17 protein-coding genes are annotated in these 19,347 nt (G+C 57.1%); 10 read left to right on the top strand and 7 right to left on the bottom strand.

The genetic code is table 11. The annotated features are described in order from the left end of the window. Nucleotides 1-231: 231 nt before the first annotated feature. Nucleotides 232-774, top strand: a complete 543-nt coding sequence (locus AC2FH6_RS03260; protein ID WP_496701160.1) for a GNAT family N-acetyltransferase — start codon at nucleotides 232-234, stop codon at nucleotides 772-774. Nucleotides 775-777: 3 nt separating this feature from the next. On the opposite strand, the gene AC2FH6_RS03255 is transcribed toward AC2FH6_RS03260, so the two are convergent. The 6 genes from AC2FH6_RS03255 to AC2FH6_RS03230 form a co-directional block, all read right to left on the bottom strand. Continuing rightward, nucleotides 778-2,268 carry a replicative DNA helicase gene (locus AC2FH6_RS03255; protein WP_142633499.1) on the bottom strand — a complete coding sequence of 497 codons (1,491 nt, stop codon included), beginning with the start codon at nucleotides 2,266-2,268 and terminating at the stop codon, nucleotides 778-780. Nucleotides 2,269-2,493: 225 nt separating this feature from the next. Beyond that, nucleotides 2,494-3,174, bottom strand: coding sequence for an orotate phosphoribosyltransferase (locus AC2FH6_RS03250; protein WP_496695630.1), 681 nt, complete (start codon nucleotides 3,172-3,174; stop codon nucleotides 2,494-2,496). A 127-nt stretch (nucleotides 3,175-3,301) separates the two neighbouring features. Further along, nucleotides 3,302-4,483, bottom strand: coding sequence for an ammonium transporter (locus tag AC2FH6_RS03245; protein ID WP_496701158.1), 1,182 nt, complete (start codon nucleotides 4,481-4,483; stop codon nucleotides 3,302-3,304). Between the two features lie 148 nt (nucleotides 4,484-4,631). Further along, nucleotides 4,632-5,111 carry a CinA family protein gene (locus AC2FH6_RS03240; RefSeq protein ID WP_496695626.1) on the bottom strand — a complete coding sequence of 160 codons (480 nt, stop codon included), beginning with the start codon at nucleotides 5,109-5,111 and terminating at the stop codon, nucleotides 4,632-4,634. After that, nucleotides 5,108-5,605 carry a phosphatidylglycerophosphatase A family protein gene (locus AC2FH6_RS03235; RefSeq protein ID WP_496701157.1) on the bottom strand — a complete coding sequence of 166 codons (498 nt, stop codon included), beginning with the start codon at nucleotides 5,603-5,605 and terminating at the stop codon, nucleotides 5,108-5,110. The genes AC2FH6_RS03240 and AC2FH6_RS03235 overlap by 4 nt, the downstream gene beginning before the upstream one ends. After that, nucleotides 5,602-6,732: a bifunctional 2-C-methyl-D-erythritol 4-phosphate cytidylyltransferase/2-C-methyl-D-erythritol 2,4-cyclodiphosphate synthase gene (locus tag AC2FH6_RS03230; protein ID WP_496701156.1), complete on the bottom strand. Its 1,131-nt coding sequence runs from the start codon at nucleotides 6,730-6,732 to the stop codon at nucleotides 5,602-5,604. Before AC2FH6_RS03230 ends, AC2FH6_RS03235 begins: the two co-directional genes overlap by 4 nt. Nucleotides 6,733-6,916: 184 nt before the next feature. On the opposite strand from AC2FH6_RS03230, the gene dusB reads away from it, so the two are divergent. From dusB to ntrX, 5 genes are all read left to right on the top strand, one after another. Then, on the top strand, nucleotides 6,917-7,900 hold the full coding sequence (gene dusB / locus AC2FH6_RS03225) for a tRNA dihydrouridine synthase DusB (protein ID WP_496695622.1): 984 nt from the start codon (nucleotides 6,917-6,919) through the stop codon (nucleotides 7,898-7,900). Continuing rightward, complete coding sequence (locus tag AC2FH6_RS03220; protein ID WP_496701154.1) at nucleotides 7,897-8,964, top strand: two-component system sensor histidine kinase NtrB; 1,068 nt, start codon at nucleotides 7,897-7,899, stop codon at nucleotides 8,962-8,964. The genes dusB and AC2FH6_RS03220 overlap by 4 nt, the downstream gene beginning before the upstream one ends. Nucleotides 8,965-9,006: 42 nt before the next feature. Continuing rightward, a complete protein-coding gene (locus tag AC2FH6_RS03215) occupies nucleotides 9,007-10,374 on the top strand; it encodes a response regulator (protein ID WP_282021919.1) in 1,368 nt (455 codons plus the stop codon). Between the two features lie 99 nt (nucleotides 10,375-10,473). Further along, complete coding sequence (locus AC2FH6_RS03210; protein ID WP_496701150.1) at nucleotides 10,474-12,762, top strand: sensor histidine kinase NtrY-like; 2,289 nt, start codon at nucleotides 10,474-10,476, stop codon at nucleotides 12,760-12,762. Continuing rightward, the gene (gene ntrX, locus AC2FH6_RS03205) at nucleotides 12,759-14,168 is read left to right on the top strand and encodes a nitrogen assimilation response regulator NtrX (RefSeq protein WP_496675862.1); all 1,410 of its coding nucleotides are present in this window, start codon (nucleotides 12,759-12,761) and stop codon (nucleotides 14,166-14,168) included. The genes AC2FH6_RS03210 and ntrX overlap by 4 nt, the downstream gene beginning before the upstream one ends. 11 nt (nucleotides 14,169-14,179) lie before the next feature. On the opposite strand, the gene AC2FH6_RS03200 is transcribed toward ntrX, so the two are convergent. Continuing rightward, nucleotides 14,180-14,563 (bottom strand): hypothetical protein, encoded by a 384-nt coding sequence (locus AC2FH6_RS03200; RefSeq protein ID WP_282027378.1) that lies wholly within the window; start codon nucleotides 14,561-14,563, stop codon nucleotides 14,180-14,182. Between the two features lie 192 nt (nucleotides 14,564-14,755). Here AC2FH6_RS03200 and trkA point away from each other — a divergent pair, with 192 nt between their 5' ends. The 4 genes from trkA to hflX all read left to right on the top strand — a co-directional run bounded on the left by trkA (nucleotide 14,756) and on the right by hflX (nucleotide 19,307). Then, nucleotides 14,756-16,132 (top strand): Trk system potassium transporter TrkA, encoded by a 1,377-nt coding sequence (gene trkA, locus AC2FH6_RS03195; protein WP_496695617.1) that lies wholly within the window; start codon nucleotides 14,756-14,758, stop codon nucleotides 16,130-16,132. Beyond that, the gene (locus tag AC2FH6_RS03190) at nucleotides 16,132-17,670 is read left to right on the top strand and encodes a TrkH family potassium uptake protein (protein ID WP_142633526.1); all 1,539 of its coding nucleotides are present in this window, start codon (nucleotides 16,132-16,134) and stop codon (nucleotides 17,668-17,670) included. Before trkA ends, AC2FH6_RS03190 begins: the two co-directional genes overlap by 1 nt. Before the next feature lie 126 nt (nucleotides 17,671-17,796). Beyond that, nucleotides 17,797-18,036 (top strand): RNA chaperone Hfq, encoded by a 240-nt coding sequence (hfq, locus tag AC2FH6_RS03185; protein ID WP_010440340.1) that lies wholly within the window; start codon nucleotides 17,797-17,799, stop codon nucleotides 18,034-18,036. Then, entirely contained in the window at nucleotides 18,036-19,307 is a 1,272-nt protein-coding gene (hflX, locus tag AC2FH6_RS03180; RefSeq protein WP_496691157.1) for a GTPase HflX, read from the top strand. Before hfq ends, hflX begins: the two co-directional genes overlap by 1 nt. Nucleotides 19,308-19,347: the final 40 nt, after the last annotated feature.

The following is a 19,347-nucleotide window of genomic DNA, read 5'->3' as shown; positions in this document are numbered from 1 at the left end:
CGTCTGTTCATGACATTGGATCGCGTCAGGTCAAGGGGGGTCGCAGCGATAATTGACCTGTACGTTGCGCATAACGGCACCTTGAGGCCGGGAAGCGGGTTGAAACAGCGTAAATCTGCGTATTGAACATCTGAGGGCGCCAAATCACTATTGTGCGCACATCGTGGTCAACCATGATCGGGTCAAGGTGATCGTTCACTAATGCCCAAAGGGGCCTGTTGGGATGAAAACATGATTGAACTCTCGTTTGGGTACAAAAACCAGAGCAGTAGGTTGCCTGATTTCTTTTACGATGTGTTCTCTGCCTCAGAGGGGGGCGAGGAAGGACGGGCCATTCAATCTTTGATCAGGGAATTGCTGAAAACCGAGCCCGATCAGGATCTGCAGGGATGTGTTGCGACTGATGGGGGTGATCTTCTGGGATGTATCATGTTCTCGCGCCTGACCTTTGATCAGGATCCGCGACGGGTGTTTCTGATGTCGCCCGTGGCCGTGCGGACGGATCGGCAACAGGGTGGGGTCGGGCAGAAGCTGATCACCTTTGGTCTGGACCAACTGCGGGCCCAAGGCGTCGATTTTGCAATAACCTACGGAGATCCGTCATATTACGGCAAAACCGGTTTCCTGCCCATTTCTGAGGCATTCGCGCAGCCGCCAATGCCGCTTAGCCAGCCGATCGGATGGCTAGGGCAATCTCTGTCTGGTTCACATGCTGATCCGATAGTGGGGCCGTCACGCTGTGTCAGCGCGTTTGACCGACCTGACCTTTGGTGACGGTCAGTAGCCTTCGATCTGACCGTCCTGCTGCCAGGGTTTGACGAGGTTCCCAAAGCGGGTGAACTGTGCTTCGAAGGACAGCTCGACCGTACCGATGGGGCCGTGGCGCTGTTTGCCAACGATTACTTCGGCCTTGGCGTGCAGGCGTTCCATGGCCTGCTTCCACTCTTCCATCTTCTCCAACTCATGATCGCCGGGCTTTTCACGTTCTTTGTAGTATTCCTCGCGGAACACGAACATCACCACGTCAGCATCCTGTTCGATCGAGCCTGATTCCCGCAGGTCGGACAGTTGAGGGCGCTTGTCGTCTCGGTTTTCAACCTGCCGGGATAGCTGAGACAATGCGATGACCGGGATGTTCAGTTCCTTGGCAATGGCTTTCATACCCATCGAAATCTCAGCGATTTCGTTGACGCGGTTTTCGGCCATGCCGCGGCACAACTGCAGATAGTCGATCACCAGCAGGTCCAGACCGTGAGTCCGCTTCAACCGCCGTGCACGCGCGGCGAGCTGTGAAATCGGTAGTGCCGGGGTGTCGTCAATGAACAGCGGGCAGGCTTCCAACTCCTTGGCCGCATCAACAAAGCGGCGAAACTCACCCTCGGTCATGTCACCCTGGCGGATCTTGTGGCTCGAGATTTCCGAGGCTTCGGCCAGAACCCGGCCCGCCAACTGCTCGGCGCTCATTTCCAATGAGAAGAACCCGACAACGCCGCCGTCAATCGCGCCTTCGGTGCCGTCGGGTTTCAGCCCGCGCTTGTACGCTTTGGCCACGTTGAACGCCACGTTTGTCGCCAATGAGGTTTTCCCCATCGACGGACGCCCGGCCAGAATGATCAGGTCGGACGGGTGCAAGCCACCCAACTGTTTATCCAAATCGGTCAGACCGGTGGAAATCCCGGCCATTCCACCACCGCGCTGATAGGCCTCGTTGGTGACGTTGACAGCCTCGGTGACCGCCTTGAGGAAGGATTGAAACCCCTGTTCTGTCTGGCCTTGTTCAGACAGCTGATACAACTGCTGTTCAGCCTCAACGATCTGTTCCTTGGGCTCGCTCGCCACATCGACCCGCGCCGCCTTGTCCGAGATATCGCGGCCAAGCCGGATCAACTCGCGCCGGATGGCAAGATCATAGATCATCTGGGCATAGTCATGCACCGCAAAGGCGCTGATCGAGGCCCCGGCCAGCTTGACCAGATAGGCCGGACCGCCCAGTTCCTTCAGGCCTTCATCCTCGGCCATGAAAGATTTCAGCGTGACGGGCGAGGCCAGCGCGTTCTTGGCGATACGGGTCGCGGCGACCTCGTAAATACGCGCATGGACCGGATCATAGAAATGCTCGGCTCCGATGATCGAGGCGACCCGGTCATACAGATCATTATTGGTCAGGATCGCACCCAGAAGCTGTTGTTCAGCCTCTATAGAATGCGGCATGGTATCGGCGTTTTGGATCTGTGCCGCTGCCTGCTCGATGCTGCTTATCTCGTTCATTTTGTCCCCGCTGCCCGTCCCGAGGTTCTACACGCGAAACGCCTTTGCAAGCTATCTGGAAATACCTGTGGCTAACTGGGGGTAAGGCCTAGGGATAACTTTCCAGACAGTTTGGACGATGTGGTGTGCTTGGCCTATTATGTAGGAAAGCGGGGAAAAGTCACCAGATATCGTATATGCTCAGCCGATTCTTTGGCGCTTATCCCCAATCCATCCACAACAGGTTTAGGAAGGTTTGTTGGTCTCTTGCCAGCCGCGCGGGTCGTTCAGGAAGGCTTCGACACCGTCAAGTGTTTCCGTATCAAAGGCTTTCTGCGCTTTGGCCTCGGCCAGAACATCCCACCAGGTGCACAGCGAATGCAGTTTCACCCCATGATCACCCAGAGTTTTCTCGGTTTCTGGGAAGATCCCATAATAGAAAATCACCGCGGTATGCCCGCAGGTCGCGCCGGTTTCGCGGATCGCATCGACGAAGGACAGCTTGGATCCGCCATCGGTGGTCAAATCCTCGACCAGCAACACGCGTTCTCCCTCGCTCATCGCGCCTTCGATCCGCGCATTTCGTCCATAGCCTTTGGGCTTTTTACGCACATATGTCATCGGCAGGGCCATGCGTTCAGCGACCATCGCGGCAAAGGGAATGCCCGCAGTTTCGCCGCCAGCGATATTGTCGAACGCTTCAAAGCCCGCATCCCGCATCACTGTAACGGTCAGGAAATCCATCAGAGTAGACCGGATGCGCGGGTACGAGATCAGCTTTCGGCAGTCGATATAGGTCGGGCTGGGCAGTCCGCTGGCCAATGTGAATGGCTCGCGCGAATTGAAGTGAACAGCCTTGATTTCCAGTAGCATCCGCGCGGTCAGACGGGCGATTTCGGTGCTGTCGGGAAAGGAACTGGGGATCATGGCGGGACCTCTGAGCTGAAAAACCTTCGGGGCTGATAGCCTGCTGCTGCTGCCAGAGTCGAGAGGGCAGGCAAAAGAAAAGCGGGCCCGAATGGGGCCCGCTGTCAGCTTGCACAATGTGATGCGCTTAGCTGCTCATGTCATAGGCGCGTTCGCCGTGGACCGACAGGTCAAGGCCGTTGGTCTCGGTCTCGGCATCCACACGCAGCGGCGTGATGGCTGAGACCAGCTTGATCAACACAAAGGTCACCACCGCGGTAAAGATACCCACGATTGCCAGACCGCCCAGCTGTGCGGTCCAGGTACCCATGCCGAACAGGGCGATCATGATTGTGCCAAAGATGCCGCCAACGCCATGCACCGCAAACACGTCCAGCGTGTCGTCGATTTTCAAAATGTTGCGCATGACATAGACCGCTTCCTGACACAGGATACCTGCGACTCCGCCGATGATCAGCGCCTGAACCGGGCCGACAAAGCCCGACGCCGGGGTGATCGAGGCCAGACCAGCGATGGTCCCGGTCACAAGACCCACCATCGAGGCTTTGCCAAAGCGAATTTTCTCCCACAAGGCCCAGGTCAGAGATGCAGTGGCCGCCGAAAGATGCGTCACGGTCATCGCCATCGCCGCACCACCATCTGCCGCCAGTTGCGAGCCGCCGTTGAACCCAAACCAGCCGACCCACAGCATTGCGGCGCCGATCATGACATAGCCCGGATTATGCGGAGGCGTCGTGCGATTGCGGCGCGGGCCGAGTACAACGGCAATGATCAATGCGGCCAGACCTGCCGTTTCATGCACCACGATGCCACCGGCGAAATCTCGCACACCAATCTCGCCCAGAATGCCGCCATCGCTCAGCATTCCGCCGCCCCATATCCAATGGACCACGGGCGCATAACACAGCAGCATCCACAGGGCAGAGAAGGTCAGAACAAAGCCAAAGCCAACCCGCTCGACATAAGCACCGACGATCAGGGCGGGGGTGATAATGGCAAAGGTCATCTGGAAGGCAAAGAACAGAATTTCGGGCAGGGTGCCGGCCAAGCTGTCGGCATCAACACCATTCAGAAAGGCCTTGCCCAACCCACCCCAAATCCCGCTTTCACCGGGGCCGAAGGCGATGGAATATCCTGCGACCAGCCAGAGAATGCTCATCAAGCAGGCGATGCTAAAGCAGTGCATGAACACGCTCAGCACGTTGCGGGCGCGTACAAGGCCGCCATAGAAGAGGGCCAGGCCCGGAAGTGTCATGAACAGGACCAGTGCGGTTGCTACTATGATCCAGGCGGTATCGGCTCCATTCATCAGCCACTCTCCTTTTCAGAATGCGTGGCGGGGCTTGAAGCGGATTGCGACTGGGGAAAAAAGAGGCAGAGCCCAAAAAAGCAGCCTATTTCAGGGGCCTTTTTTGAAGAGTTGATTAATTGGGCGTCAAATTGTCGAGCATGCCCGATTATTGGGCAGTGCTGAAAAGTGCCTTTGACAGCAGTGCCAGCGCGTGATCCCGCGCAGCGCGGCGCACCCGATCGCGGCCCAATGCGCCGAATTCGACGGTTTCTGTCATGGGTGGTATGCCGTCACCGGCCACACCAAAACATACCCTGCCTTCGGGTTTAAACTCGGATCCGCCCGGGCCTGCAATGCCGGTAACCGAAACTGCCAGATGCGCCTGTGAATTCCGCAAGGCACCCTCGGCCATTTCGCGCGCGACCTGTTCAGAAACCGCGCCATGGGCATCCAATGATTCCTTGCGGACTCCCAACATTTGCTGTTTGGCAGTATTTGTGTAGGTCACAAAACCGCGCTCAACGACCGCAGAGCTGCCGGGGATGTCGGTCAGAGCCGCAGCGACCATCCCGCCAGTGCAGCTTTCGGCGGTGGTGATCATCACCCCTTTCGCTTTGGCGCTTTCTAGCAGGTCGGAAACGGTCACAACCCCAGAACTCCGTGGCTGAACCCGGCGGCCAACATGATGCCTATGGCCGCGAATACCCCGGCAATCACATCGTCCAGCATAACGCCCATCGGATCGCCGCGCCGGTCGGCCCAACCCACGGGGCCGGGTTTCAGGATGTCGAACAGGCGGAACAGTACAAACCCAGTTACCCAACCTGGCCACAGCGCCGTAATGTCGATCCCGTGCGCCCAACTCGGATAGGATATCGCCCAAAGCGCGAGGAACTGACCTGCGACCTCGTCAATCACAATCTCGGAAGGGTCGTGGTCTTCTTGCCCGGCGGTCAACACCCGCGTGGCCCACAGACCGCCGAAAAACACCGCGACTGTCGCGACCGCCAGTAAGGGGAAGCCGCCCAGAGTATGCAGAACCCATACCAAGGGCAGGGCAACCAAAGACCCCCAGGTGCCGGGGGCGGGTCGCAGATATCCGACGCCACAAACAGTGCCAATCAGTTGTGCAACGGTCATGATTTCACCAAACAAGCTGTTGCAATAGAAGCAATTCCTTCACCACGCCCGGTAAAACCCAAACGCTCGGAGGTTGTGGCCTTGACCGAAATCTGATCCTGGCGCAATTCCATGATCTTCGCCATCTCTGCCCGCATGGCCGCGGCGTGAGGCCCGACCTTGGGGTATTCGCAGACCAGCGTGCAGTCGACATTCGAGATACGATATCCCATCTGCCCGGCCAACTCGACCGCGTGGCGCAGGAAAATTTCGCTTGCCGCGCCTTTCCATTGGGGATCTGAGGGCGGAAAGTGCTGTCCGATATCCCCTTGTGCCAATGCTCCGTAAATCGCATCGGTGACTGCGTGCATACCGACATCCGCATCAGAATGCCCCTGAAGCGATCGGTTATGCGGAACTTTGATACCGCACAGGATTACGTGATCCCCGTCACCAAAACGATGCACGTCGTAGCCGTTCCCCAGCCTTACATCCATATCCGTTCCCAATATGCGTTCCGCCCTGGCAAAATCCTCGGGTCGGGTGATTTTCAGGTTGTCCGTATCGCCCGGCACGATGCAGACGTCCAGCCCGGCGGCGCGCGCGACTTCCACGTCATCCGCTGAACCTCCGGGATGCGCGGTGTGGGCAGCGACGATTGCGTCATAGTGAAATCCCTGCGGGGTTTGCGCTGCATGCAACCCGGATCGATCCTGCGTGCCAGTGACCATAGTGTCGCTTGCTGTCCACAAGGCGTCCGTCACCGCAAGGCCAGGTGCGGCACCGGGGAAATTGTCCAGAGCGGCCAGAACGGCACCAATGATCTCGGTGCTGACACAAGGACGTGCGACATCGTGGATCAAGACGCGGGTCACATTCATCCCGTTCAACGCCGACAACCCGCTGCGCACCGATCCTGCTCTGTCTGACCCGCCTTCAGCGAGGATCAGACCGGCGCTTTCAAATTCTTCCCAGGCGGGGGCATCCTCTTTCGAAAGCACAAGGACGATGTGATCGACTTGCCTGCGGAATCGGTCGATGGTCCAGTCGGCCACCCGACGACCTGCCAGATGGCGCCACTGTTTTGGTGTGCCGCCTCCGGCGCGTTGACCGCGTCCTGCGGCGACAATGATAGCTGCGGTCGTCATGTGTCGTGCTCTCCGACGAGTTAAGGGCAATGTTTAGGGTGCGGTGAAAGCAGAGGCAATCACTCGGTTTCATCTGCTTAAAAAATAGGCAAAAGATGATTTTGCATGCTTATTCATGGCCGTTTTGTTGTTCATATGCACTCAATTCGATATCAAAGCTGCAACTGCTCAAGGATTAAGCACGTTGACTCTGCGACTTGCCGACAAAGATTTGAACCCGCCCGTACTACTGGCGCCCATGGCCGGAATCACTGATCGCCCGTTTCGCGATCTGGTGATGCGCTTTGGTGCCGGTATGGTGGTCAGCGAAATGGTGGCTAGCCAGGAAATGGTGCAGGCCAAACCCGGTGTGCGCGAACGGGCCGAGCTGTCTGCGGATGTGGAAAACACTGCCGTCCAGCTTGCCGGACGCGAGGCGTATTGGATGGCCGAGGCGGCCCGCCAGGTCGCTGATCGGGGTGCGCGCGTGATTGATATCAATATGGGCTGCCCGGCCAAGAAGGTGACAAATGGATATTCGGGCTCGGCCCTACTGAAGACACCTGACCACGCGCTGACATTGATCGACGCCGTTGTCAGCGCCGTGGACGTGCCCGTGACGCTGAAAACCCGGTTGGGATGGGATGACAAATTGCTGAACGCGCCCGATGTGGCAAGGCGGGCGCAGGATGCTGGGATACGAATGGTCACGATCCATGGCCGCACACGTTGCCAGTTCTACAAAGGGCATGCCGATTGGAGCGCAATCCGGGCGGTCAAAGAAGCGGTCTCGATTCCGGTGATTGCGAATGGTGACATTGTTGATTCTAGCGCTGCACGCATAGCGCTGGATCAGTCCGCCGCCGATGGGGTTATGGTTGGGCGCGGGGCGCAGGGTAAACCGTGGCTTCTGGCGCAGATGGGGCATGAGTTATACGGGGCAGAGGCGCCAGTCATTCCCGCTGGTAGTGATCTGATCGACATGGTTCGTGCCCATTATCAGGCCATGCTGGGGTTTTATGGTTTGGATCTGGGCCTGCGCGTCGCTCGCAAGCATCTCGGCTGGTATATGGATGAGGCTGGAACACCGGCCCCGTTGCGCCGGGCGGTGCTGACATCGCGCAACACGGATGAGGTGATGCACCTGCTGAGTGTTGCGCTTGGCAGTGATGCAGAGGTGGCGGCATGACCTCGGATCACAGCATCTGGACCTCGCTGCCCGTTCCTGCCTTTGTCATAGATGCAGATGACCGGATCGCAGACATAAACTCCGCCGGTGAAGGGTTCCTGAATGCCTCGCGCAAATCCGTGATCGGGCATCCCGTCTGGGATCAGATTGCCGTGGACGCTCCATTAGAAGAATCGTTTCTGAGAGCGCGTCAGCAAGGTACGCCACTATTTGTGAACGATGTGGATGTAGGGTCAGGCAACCGCGCGCCGTTGCAATGTGCGCTTCAGATCGCGCCGCTTGTCGGACATCCGGGGTCAATGATCATGATCATCACGCCGCGTGAACTTGCTGGGCGTATGACCCGTGGAAACACGGTGAAATCTGCTGCGCAATCGGCGATCGGCATGGCCGAGATGCTTGCGCATGAAATTAAGAACCCTCTGGCAGGAATTACCGGCGCGGCGCAGCTTCTCAGCATGAATATCTCGCAGCAAGACCTTGAATTAACAGATCTTATTGTCGAAGAGAGTCGCCGTATCGTAAAACTGTTGGAGCAGGTTGAACAATTCGGAAATCTCTCTGAGCCCGATTTCAAACCGGTCAACATACATGACGTGCTGGATCGGGCACGGCGGTCGGCCCTGTTGGGTTTCGGTGCCCATATGACGATCATCGAGGATTACGACCCGTCGTTGCCACTTGCTTATGGCGACCCGGATCAGTTTCTGCAGGTCATCTTGAATTTGTTAAAGAATGCCTCGGAAGCCGCTGACCCTAAAGGGGGAACCATACGTTTAAGGACGTATTTTGAACATTCTTTCCGCCTGCGACGCAGCGACGGGTCAGGTCATTCTCTGCCACTGCAAATCGAAGTGACCGATGACGGCCCCGGTCTGCCGGAGAAGATTCGGGGCGAGATATTCGACCCGTTTGTGTCGGGCAAGGAAAACGGCACCGGCCTGGGGCTGGCGCTGGTCAGCAAGATCATTTCGGACCACGACGGCTGGATTTCGGCCGAGTCGGTTCCGGGACGAACGGAATTTCGCATCTCTCTGAGGCGCGCGCCGCGTGACGCGAAATAGTCAATAAATCGCCGGAAAGAGCAAGAATAAGGAAAGCACCTGATGGATGGAACAGTACTGGTTGCAGATGACGACCGCACAATTCGGACCGTTCTGACACAGGCCCTGACACGCGCTGGGTGTAAGGTGCATGCAACCTCGTCGTTGACCACTTTGATGCGTTGGGTGGCCGAGGGCAAAGGCGACGTGGTCATATCCGATGTAGTTATGCCGGATGGCAATGGGCTCGAGATGTTGCCAAAAATCGCACAGGACCGACCGGGATTACCGGTCATCGTGATTTCGGCGCAAAACACGATCATGACGGCCATCCAGGCAGCCGAGGCGGAAGCTTATGACTATCTGCCGAAACCCTTCGACCTGCCGGATTTGATGAAGCGTACCGCGCGCGCGCTGGAACAGAAACAGCGCACGCCGTCAGATGCCGGTAACACGTCCCAAGAGCGTCCGGAAGAGCTGCCTCTGGTGGGGCGGACACCAGTGATGCAGGCGCTGTATCGCTTGGTGGCGCGGGTGATGAATACCGATCTGTCGGTCATGATTTCGGGCGAGAGTGGAACGGGCAAGTCGTTGATCGCCAAAGCGATACATGATTTTTCCGATCGCAGGACGCTGCCATTTGTAACGGCCACTGCCGCCGACCTGCTGGATCTTGAAGGCCCGGCGCGCGTCATGGCACGGGTGCGGGGCGGTACGCTGCTTATCGACGAGATCGCGGATATTGATGACGAACTACAGGCGCGTCTCGTTCGGATGATGGACACTCCAGGCGATCATGTTCCTCGGTTCATGGCTACGAGCCAATCGGACCTGACCGAAGCCATGGAGAACGGGCGCGTCCGGCAAGACCTGTATTATCGCCTTTGCGGTGCGACAGTGCATGTTCCGGCCCTTCGCGAAAGGGTCGATGATATCACCTTGCTTGCCGATCATTTTCTGGCGCGTGAAGAACGCGAACATGGCGCGAAACGCTGGTTCAGTCCGGATGCGGTCGAGCTGGTACGGCGCTATTCCTGGCCCGGAAATGTACGGCAGCTTGAAAATGCGGTCCGTCGTTTGAGCCTGACCAGCCGCGCCGATGAAATCTCCAAAACCGAGGTCGAGTCGGTGCTGGGCAGCCAACCCGAAGCCGAGCCGGTGCTGGGCAATGGAGAACGCGAAAAGCTCTCGGCTTCGGTCGAACGCCACCTGCGCCGCTATTTCGATCTACATGGAAATATGTTGCCACCTCCGGGGCTGTATCAGCGTATTTTGCGTGAGGTTGAGGCGCCTTTGATTGAACTGGCCCTGGATGCGACCGGGGGAAATCAGGCAAAATGTGCTGATCTTCTAGGGATTAACCGGAATACGCTGCGCAAAAAGATAACAGAGCTCGATATTCAGGTGACACGGCGGCGCAAACTGATGTAATATCGCCACACAAAGCGTGGCATCCGGGTTTCGACCGGGCAACGACCACGACATATGGCGGTAAGTCGCGCAAGCGGCACATCAGGATGAGGGCAGACGGTGGCAACCCGAGCACAGAGCGGGCTGATTTTATCAGTCAATCGGTGGCGAAAATCCCGAAGGCTGCGCAATTTTGGAACTTTGGGTCTGGTTTTGCTGGGCCCGGTGCTGGCTTTGACCACCTATCTGGTCATTGGTCCATTCGATCTGGGGGCAACCGCGCCCTCATTGCGCCTGATCCTGCTTGCGGATCTGGTCTATGTTCTCGTGGTTGCGGCGCTGGTTCTGGGTCAGGTAGGCAACCTGATTGCAGCACGCCGGGCCAAATCCGCGGGGTCCCGTTTGCACCTGCGACTGATCGGAGCTTTCACGCTGTTGGCTCTGGTGCCGACAGTCACGGTTGCAATCTTTGCCGGTCTGACGGTGAATATTGGTCTTGAGGGCTGGTTTTCCGACCGCGTAAGGCAGGTTGTCGGATCCTCGCTTACTGCTGCGGAAGCTTATGAACAGGAACACCGAGAGGGCCTGACTCAGGACGCCGTCGTATTGGCGCTTTTTCTGGACAATGCCCGGACGCGTGATTTCTATATTTCCGATGCTGAACTGCGAGAGGTTCTGGCGCAAGGGCAGGCGCAAATCCAGCGCGGTCTGCGTGAGGCCTATGTCATTGATGGAAATGGTGAAATCCGATCCCGGGGGGATCGCTCTTATCTGTTCAACTTCGAAAAGCCGACCTCTGAACAGATGGCCCAAGCGACTGAGAGTGAATTGCTGATCATTGCCGATTGGCAAAACAGTGAATTCAGGGCGCTTGTGCCTTTGAAGGCTTATCTTGATCGGTATCTCTATGTCAGCCGGGAAGTGGACGGGCAGTTGCTGACGCTGCTGGACGATACCAAGGAAACAGTTCAGTTCTATCAACAGCTTGAAAGTGAACGCGGACGGGTATTGTTTGAATTCGGCCTGCTTTATCTGGGTTTTGCCGTGATCCTGATCCTGGCCGCAGTGTCGCTGGGAATGTGGTTCGCCGAGCGTCTCTCGCGCCCGGTTGGACGCCTGACCACCGCTGCGCAGCGTGTCGGGGCAGGCGATCTGGGCGTTCAGGTTATCGAAGAAGCCACCGATGACGAAATTGCGATGCTGGGCCGTTATTTCAATCAGATGACCCGACAGTTGAAAGGGCAGCGCGATACTCTTTTGGAGAACACACGGCAGATCGAACGCCGGCGTCGGCTGTTCGATTCGGTTTTGACCTCGGTCACATCTGGTGTTGTTGGTGTCGACCCTGATGGTTGCGTGACGTTTGTGAATCGATCCGCCGAACGCCTGTTGGATTGGTCCCGTGGAGAGGAACATCTTGCCATTGGAATTGCGGTGCCCGAATTCATGCCTTTGTTCGAAAGTCTCAAGGACAGCGGGCAAGAGGCTGTGCAGGGTGAAATCAAGGTCACGCGAAAAGGCCATTTGGAAAACCTGTTGGTCCGCATGGCGATCCGCCGCGGCGAAGATGGCGGGCTTGAAGGTTATGTGGTTGCCTTTGACGACGTGACCGATCTGGTCAGTGCACAGCGAATGGCAGCCTGGGGTGATGTGGCGCGCCGCATCGCACATGAGATCAAGAACCCCTTGACCCCGATCCAGCTGAGCGCCGAGCGGATCAAACGAAAGTTTTCGTCCAAACTGGATGAGGATGATTGCGATATCCTTGTATCCATGACTGATGTGATTGTTCGCCAGACGAATGACCTGCGGCGGATCGTGGATGAATTTTCAAAGTTTGCGCGCATGCCGGAACCGGATCGGCACGAAGAGAATCTGGTGGGGTTGGTGCGCGAGGCAGTTCTTTTGCAGCAAGCCGGTCAGCCGGATGTCGAAATCGAAGCGATGCTTCCAGATCAGCCGATTTCAGGTGATGTAGACGCAACAATGCTGAATCAGGCGCTGACCAATCTGATCAAGAATGCAGGCGAAGCGATTGAAACGCTGAAACAAAAAGGGGCACCTGAGAACCTCAAGCCTCAGATCAAGGTTACTGTGATCGGCGACGATGCGGGCACGGTAATTACCATTGCCGACAACGGTATCGGCTTGCCGGAAGATCGTGCGCGGCTGTTTGAGCCTTACGTGACCACACGCGACGAGGGCACCGGGTTGGGGCTGCCGATCGTCAAAAAGATTATCGAAGAACATGGCGGGGTGCTGACACTTGAGGACGCCCCCGTATTTGACGGACAGGACCATTTTGGCGCAATGGCCGTGATCCGTTTGCCCGGGAGCAATACTTCCTCAAATTCAGCGCCGAAAAAGCAGGCAATTGATACAAACAAACTGAAAGCAGGCCAAAGATGAGCGACATTCTGATTGTAGATGACGAGCGTGATATTCGCGAGCTTGTGTCCGATATTCTCGAGGACGAAGGCTATTCCACCCGGCTGGCTGGCAACTCGGACGAGTGTATGGCAGCCATCAATTCCGAACCTCCGGGGCTTTTGATCCTGGATATCTGGCTGAAAGACAGCCGGATGGACGGGATTGATATTCTGAAGACTGTAAAGCGCGACAACCCAGACATTCCGGTGGTGATCATTTCGGGCCACGGGAATATCGAAATCGCTGTCGCTGCGATCAAGCAGGGGGCGTATGACTTTATCGAAAAGCCCTTTAACATCGACCAGCTGATGGTTGTGATCCGCCGCGCGATGGAAACCTCGCGCCTGCGCCGCGAAAACGCCTCGCTAAAGCGGAAAGAGGTCACAAGCTCGGATATGATCGGCAAATCGGCCTCGTTCCGGGCAATGCAGAGCCAACTGGACAAGGTAACCAAGTCCAACGGGCGTGTGATGCTGACAGGCCCTGCCGGTTCAGGCAAGGAAATCGCCGCGCGCTATATCCATGCAGAATCGAACCGGGCAAATGCGCCCTTCGTGACCGTGAACTGTGCCGGGATCGAGCCGGAGCGCGTTGAAGAGGTTCTGTTCGGCCGTGAAACCACCGAACGCGGGGTTGAGGCAGGCCTGTTGGAAGAGGCCCATGGTGGCGTCGTCTACTTTGATGAAGTGGCAGATATGCCCATGGGAACCCAGTCAAAAATCCTGCGGGTTCTGGTTGATCAACAGTTTCAACGGGTTGGAGGTACCGACAAGGTCCGGGTCGACCTGCGGGTGATCTCTTCGACCAATCGTGACCTTGATGCAGAAATCGCCGCTGATCGTTTTCGGGAAGAACTCTATCATCGTCTGAATGTTGTGCCTATTTCGGTGCCTTCGCTAGAAGATCGGCGCGAGGATATTCCGGTTCTTGCCGAGTTTTTTATTGAAATGTGCAATGAATCCCAGGGCCTGCCGGTGCGCGAGATTTCAGACGAAGCTGTCGCGTTGCTGCAGACCATGACCTGGCCGGGCAATGTGCGTCAGCTTAAGAACCTGATCGAACGGGTGCTCATTCTGGGTGACGGTACGGGCCCGATCGAAGCGCGTGAGCTGCCAAACGAAGAAGAAAAAGCCGATGAATCAGGTCGCGTCGTGCTGTCCGGGGCATTGGCGACCTTGCCGTTGCGCGAAGCTCGCGAGGCGTTCGAGCGTGAATATCTGCTGACCCAGATCAACCGGTTCGGGGGCAATATCAGCCGCACCGCCAGCTTTGTCGGCATGGAACGCAGCGCGCTTCATCGTAAGTTGAAATCTCTGGGCGTAGTGACCTCGAACAAATCGGGGGCGCGGATCGCGCAACTGGACGAGGCTGAACCGGCGGAGTGATCCGCCGGCCTTTACCCTGCCTGACCTGGGGTAATGATCTGAAACGTTCCGTTGTCGAATTTGACGAAACATGAATCTGTGCTGAGCGGTGGCAGCTGTGTTGTTGGGACCGCAGCAACACGCGACTTTACGCCCTGCTTGCAAGGCGGAAGGCTGACCGGGCGATAGCCTTTCTGCGCCATGCATTGTGCTTCCAGCTTGTTGCGCAGCCCTTTGTTCACATCGACCGTATAGATCTGACCGGGCTGCCACCAGCCTCCGGTGCGATGACACCTTCCCCGACCATCGCAGTAGGTGCGACCTGGCCAATAGGTTGGTGCCCCTTGTCGCACCTGATTGGCCACGGGGGCGTCTTTGAGGGACTGAACCTGACATCCAGTCGTTTCAGACTGCATTTGCGAAACTGTCTCGCCCTCTTGATAATACAGGGAAAGCGGCCCACACGCAGTTAGCAACAGAGTCAAAGAAATCGTGAGAGCTATTGTTTTCATACGCTTACCTTGCCTCAGCTTTGCTTGTGTTACAAACTAATTGACCGTCTGGGGGGCATCTGTCATTCAAAGATTTCAGGCAGAAGGGCCAATAGCATGAAGGTCATCATTTGCGGTGCGGGTCAGGTTGGCTGGCAGATTGCACGGCATCTTTCAGGCGAGTTGAACGACGTTACTGTGGTTGACAACAATCCTGATCTGGTGCGACGGGCGACCGAAACCTTGGATGTTCAGGGGATTGCGGGATTTGCAAGCTATCCGGATGTTCTGAACCGAGCGGGCGCGCGCGATGCGGATATGATTATTGCTGCCACCCATTCGGACGAGGTGAACATGGTCACCTGTCAGATGGCACATTCGGTTTTCTCCATTCAGCGCAAAATCGCCCGGCTTCGGTCGAAATCCTATCTCGAGGCGATTCATTCGGATCTGTATCGCCGCGATCACCTGCCGATTGATGTGGTGATCAGCCCCGAGCGCGAGGTTGCCGCAGCGGCGATGCGCCGGTTGTCTGCCCCATCCGCATTTGACACCGAGATGTTCATGGACGGCAAAGCGCAGTTGCTTGGCATTCGCATCGCCGAGGATTGCCCGATCGTGAACACGCCATTGCGGCAACTGACTGATCTGTTTTCGACGCTCAGCTCTATCGTGGTGGGTGTCCGGCGCGAGGGTACGCTGTTTGCCCCGGAATCCGAGGACCAGCTGTTTGTCGGTGACGAATGCTATGTCTTTAGCAATGTCAAAGACGTGGACCGTACGATGGAGGTTTTCGGCAAGGCGCAAAAACGGCAGGACCGGGTGGTGATTGTCGGCGGCGGTAATGTCGGTCTTGAAGTTGCTCGGACATTGGAAGAACGTGAAAGCCGCGTGCGTGCTAAGATAATTGAACGAGACCGCCACTGTGCGGAAGTGGCAGCCGAAGCGCTTGAGCGAACGATTGTCCTTCACGGTGATGGTCTGGACGCGGCGCTGCTGCGCGAAGCTGGCATCGAACGCGCGGATGCAATGTTGGCCGTCACGGATGATGACCGTGTAAATATGTTGGTTGCCGTGCGTGCCAAAGCCGAAGGCTGTGCTCTGGCGATTGCACTGATCAATGATCCCAGCATGGTTGCCCTGATGGGGCCGCTGGGTATCGACGCCTATATCAACCCCCGCGCCACCACCGTCAGTTCGATTCTGCGCCATATTCGGCACGGACGCGTGCGGCAGGTCTACTCCATCGGAGATGCAGAGGCCGAAGTGATCGAGGCCGAAGTACTTTCAACCTCTCCTATGGCCGGGCAGAAGCTGCGCGACATTGATTTCCCCGAAGGTGTGCTGGTTGGTGCCGTACGCAAAGGCGATGAGATGTTGCGTCCCACAGGCAGCCTGAGGATCGAAGAAAAGGATGTGGTGGCGATTTTTGCCTTAGCCAAAGACGTGCCTGAGGTGGAACGGCTGATGCAGGTCTCGATCGATTTCTTCTGATGGCGCATGCACGGAAAAAACAGGTTAGCCTCATTCGGCGATTGCCGCTGTTTCTTCTGCTCTGGGGTATTTTTGCCGCCGCTATGTGGATGCCTGCCATATTTGCGCTGGTGCTGGATGATCACGAAACGTCCCGGTCGTTCTTCTATTCCGGGTTGCTGGGGTTGTTCGTGGTCGGGATAATCTCGCTGGCAACATCCAACAGAATGCCGCGCCGAGGGACATTGGGCCAGTTGGCGGTCTTGTTAGGCTGTTTCACCGTATTGCCCTTGTTTCTTGCGATCCCTCTGCATGATGCGTTGGGTAATACGAGCTTTCTGAACGCCTATTTCGACATGGTCAGCGCATTGACCACTACCGGGGCTGATTTGTTTCCTGATCCAGACCGGTTGTCGGCACCGTTACACCTTTGGCGGGCTCAGGTCGGATGGATGGGCGGGCTTTTGATGTGGATTTCAGCAGCCGCGATCCTCGCGCCGTTGTCGCTGGGCGGGTTCGAGGTGACGGCCCGCGGTCAACCCGGTCGCCCGGTTTCAGGCGTGGCGCAAAGCGAGATGGTAGACCCGCGCGGGCGTCTTATCCGCGTCACGCTGACTTTGACGCCGGTTTATGTCGGGCTGACCGCTGTAATTTGGCTGTTGCTCGTGATCGCAGGAGAGCAGGGCCTGACCGCCATCTGTCATGCGATGTCGACCATGGCCACATCGGGTATCTCACCGGTTGGTGGGCTTGAGGGAGCGCAGGCCGGCGTAACCGGTGAGGCCATCCTGTTTCTGTTCCTGTTCTTCGCTTTGTCGCGGCTTACCTTTTCCTCGGACACAGCTACCTCAGGATATTCGCGGCTGGATAAGGACCCCGAGTTCCGGATCGGGCTCATGATCGTTGCAGGCGTAGCGGCGCTGCTTTTCTTCAGGGTTCTTGCCGGCGTCAGCGAAATTGGCGGCCAGATGGAACCTCTTCAGGCGTTGAGCGTAATTTGGGGCATGATTTTTACGGTCTTGTCATTTCTGACAACCGCGGGGTTCGAAAGTGCGAACTGGGATGATGCCCAGCAAATTTCCGGTCTGGGCACCCCGGGATTGATCCTGATGGGGCTTGCGCTGATCGGCGGTGGAGTTGCAACAACGGCGGGCGGGGTAAAGCTGTTGCGGGTTTTTGCTCTGTACCTTAACGGCGCGCGCGAAATTGACCGTTTGATTTATCCGTCTTCGGTCAGCGGAGTAGGTGGTGGAAACCGCCGCATCCAAAGCGATGGGGCCTTTATAGCTTGGATATTTTTCATGATGTTTGCCCTGACAGCTGCTGTGTTCAATGTGTTGCTTGCTGCCATGGGTACGGGGTTCGAACACGCTATGGTGCTTAGCGTTGCCGCGCTGAGCACGACAGGGCCGTTGATCGAATTGGCAACCGATGTTCCTATCCGATTGATCGACCTTTCGGGCGGTGCCAAGCTGACCATGTGTGCCGCTATGGTGATCGGCAGATTGGAAACGCTGGCGATTATTGCCTTGATCACACCCGCTCTATTGAGGGGTTAAGAAACAATAACCATGCTAGTGACTGATTTTTCATCTGGAATATCGGTTAACGACACTCCATACTCCGCCGGAGGGAGCGCGTTGGTCCGCAGCGCGTAGCAAGAACAATGGCGAGATTATAAGAATATGGCTTCGGACAGACAGAATCTGCAGGACGCGTTCCTGAATAATGTACGGAAAGCAAAAGTCCCGGTCACAATTTTCCTGATCAACGGTGTGAAATTGCAGGGTGTGATCACCTGGTTCGACAACTTCTGCGTATTGTTGCGCCGCGACGGACAGTCGCAGCTGGTCTACAAACACGCGATTTCGACCATCATGCCATCGCAGCCGATCAGCCTGTATGAGGGCGAAGACGCCTCTTGATGGAACATGAAAGGGTGCGCACCCGAGCGTGGGTGCTGCATCCGGAAATCAAATCAGATGAACAGCGCCGCGTTCCAGGACCGGCGCTGGCAGAAGCGGTGGCGCTGGCCGCTGCATTGCCCGACCTTGATGTGATCGGATCCGAAGTTGTGCGCTTACCTCGAGCGCAGGCCGGTTTTCTGTTCGGTAGCGGCAAGATCGAGGAACTGGCCGAACGGTTGCACGAGAACGAAGTCGAGCTGGTTTTGATCGACGGATCGGTTACGCCCGTTCAGCAACGCAATCTTGAAAAGGCGTGGAAGGTCAAGATCCTCGACCGGACCGGGCTGATCCTCGAAATCTTCAGCGACCGTGCGCGCACCCGTGAGGGCGTTTTGCAGGTGGAAATGGCCGCGCTGAGTTACCAGCGGACCCGGCTGGTGCGTGCCTGGACCCACTTGGAACGGCAGCGGGGCGGATTGGGCTTTGTGGGTGGCCCGGGTGAGACCCAGATCGAAGCGGACCGCCGGGCCATTGATGAACAACTGGTGCGGCTGCGGCGTCAGTTGCAGAAGGTGGTCAAGACCCGCACGCTGCATCGCGCGGCGCGGGCCAAGGTGCCATATCCGATTGTGGCGTTGGTAGGCTATACCAACGCGGGCAAATCAACCCTGTTCAACCGCCTGACCGGGGCTGATGTTATGGCCAAGGACATGTTGTTCGCCACGCTTGACCCTACCATGCGTCGGGTCGAACTGCCTGACGGTCCCGAAGTGATCCTGTCGGACACGGTGGGGTTCATTTCGAACTTGCCCACCGAGTTGGTCGCCTCCTTCCGTGCGACGCTGGAAGAAGTTCTGGGCGCTGATATCGTGGTTCATGTGCGCGATATCAGCCACGATGAATCTGAGGCGCAGGCGAAGGATGTCGAAACTATCCTGACTTCACTGGGTATTGACGATACGCGGCCCAGGATTGAGGTCTGGAACAAGATCGACCTGCTGTCCCCGGATGAGCGCGAAGCCGCGATGGCGCGGGCAGAGCGGGATCAGGGGATTTTCGCGATTTCAGCCGTCACCGGCGAAGGGATCGCCCCGCTTTTGGCGGAAATTGCCGTCACGCTGCAGGGCGTACGTTCTGAGGTAACGCTGGAACTGGGATTTGCCGAAGGCAACAAGCGCGCGTGGTTGTTCCGCCAGGAGGTCGTGCAGTCCGAAAAGCAGACCGAAGATGGCTTTGTGATCGACGTGCTGTGGACAGAGAAACAAGCTTCGCAATACGCAGCGCTTTGAACCCTGACTGGGGAAGAACTTTCCTATACCCATCGAACAA

Source organism: Ruegeria sp. CDSC045 (genome assembly GCF_059610725.1).
The sequence above is the reverse complement of the archived record's forward strand: the minus strand, read 5'-3'. Positions and strand labels throughout refer to the sequence as shown.

Bases quoted from the DNA above. Each gene is read 5' to 3' on its own strand.
- AC2FH6_RS03200 (WP_282027378.1), bottom strand. From the start codon at position 14,563: ATGCAGTCTGAAACGACTGGATGTCAGGTTCAGTCCCTCAAAGACGCC.
- AC2FH6_RS03250 (WP_496695630.1), bottom strand. From the start codon at position 3,174: ATGATCCCCAGTTCCTTTCCCGACAGCACCGAAATCGCCCGTCTGACC.
- AC2FH6_RS03215 (WP_282021919.1), top strand. From the start codon at position 9,007: ATGGATGGAACAGTACTGGTTGCAGATGACGACCGCACAATTCGGACC.
- AC2FH6_RS03230 (WP_496701156.1), bottom strand. From the start codon at position 6,732: ATGACGACCGCAGCTATCATTGTCGCCGCAGGACGCGGTCAACGCGCC.
- AC2FH6_RS03255 (WP_142633499.1), bottom strand. From the start codon at position 2,268: ATGAACGAGATAAGCAGCATCGAGCAGGCAGCGGCACAGATCCAAAAC.
- AC2FH6_RS03190 (WP_142633526.1), top strand. From the start codon at position 16,132: ATGGCGCATGCACGGAAAAAACAGGTTAGCCTCATTCGGCGATTGCCG.
- AC2FH6_RS03220 (WP_496701154.1), top strand. From the start codon at position 7,897: ATGACCTCGGATCACAGCATCTGGACCTCGCTGCCCGTTCCTGCCTTT.
- AC2FH6_RS03245 (WP_496701158.1), bottom strand. From the start codon at position 4,483: ATGAATGGAGCCGATACCGCCTGGATCATAGTAGCAACCGCACTGGTC.
- hfq (WP_010440340.1), top strand. From the start codon at position 17,797: ATGGCTTCGGACAGACAGAATCTGCAGGACGCGTTCCTGAATAATGTA.
- AC2FH6_RS03235 (WP_496701157.1), bottom strand. From the start codon at position 5,605: ATGACCGTTGCACAACTGATTGGCACTGTTTGTGGCGTCGGATATCTG.
- AC2FH6_RS03260 (WP_496701160.1), top strand. From the start codon at position 232: ATGATTGAACTCTCGTTTGGGTACAAAAACCAGAGCAGTAGGTTGCCT.
- hflX (WP_496691157.1), top strand. From the start codon at position 18,036: ATGGAACATGAAAGGGTGCGCACCCGAGCGTGGGTGCTGCATCCGGAA.
- ntrX (WP_496675862.1), top strand. From the start codon at position 12,759: ATGAGCGACATTCTGATTGTAGATGACGAGCGTGATATTCGCGAGCTT.
- trkA (WP_496695617.1), top strand. From the start codon at position 14,756: ATGAAGGTCATCATTTGCGGTGCGGGTCAGGTTGGCTGGCAGATTGCA.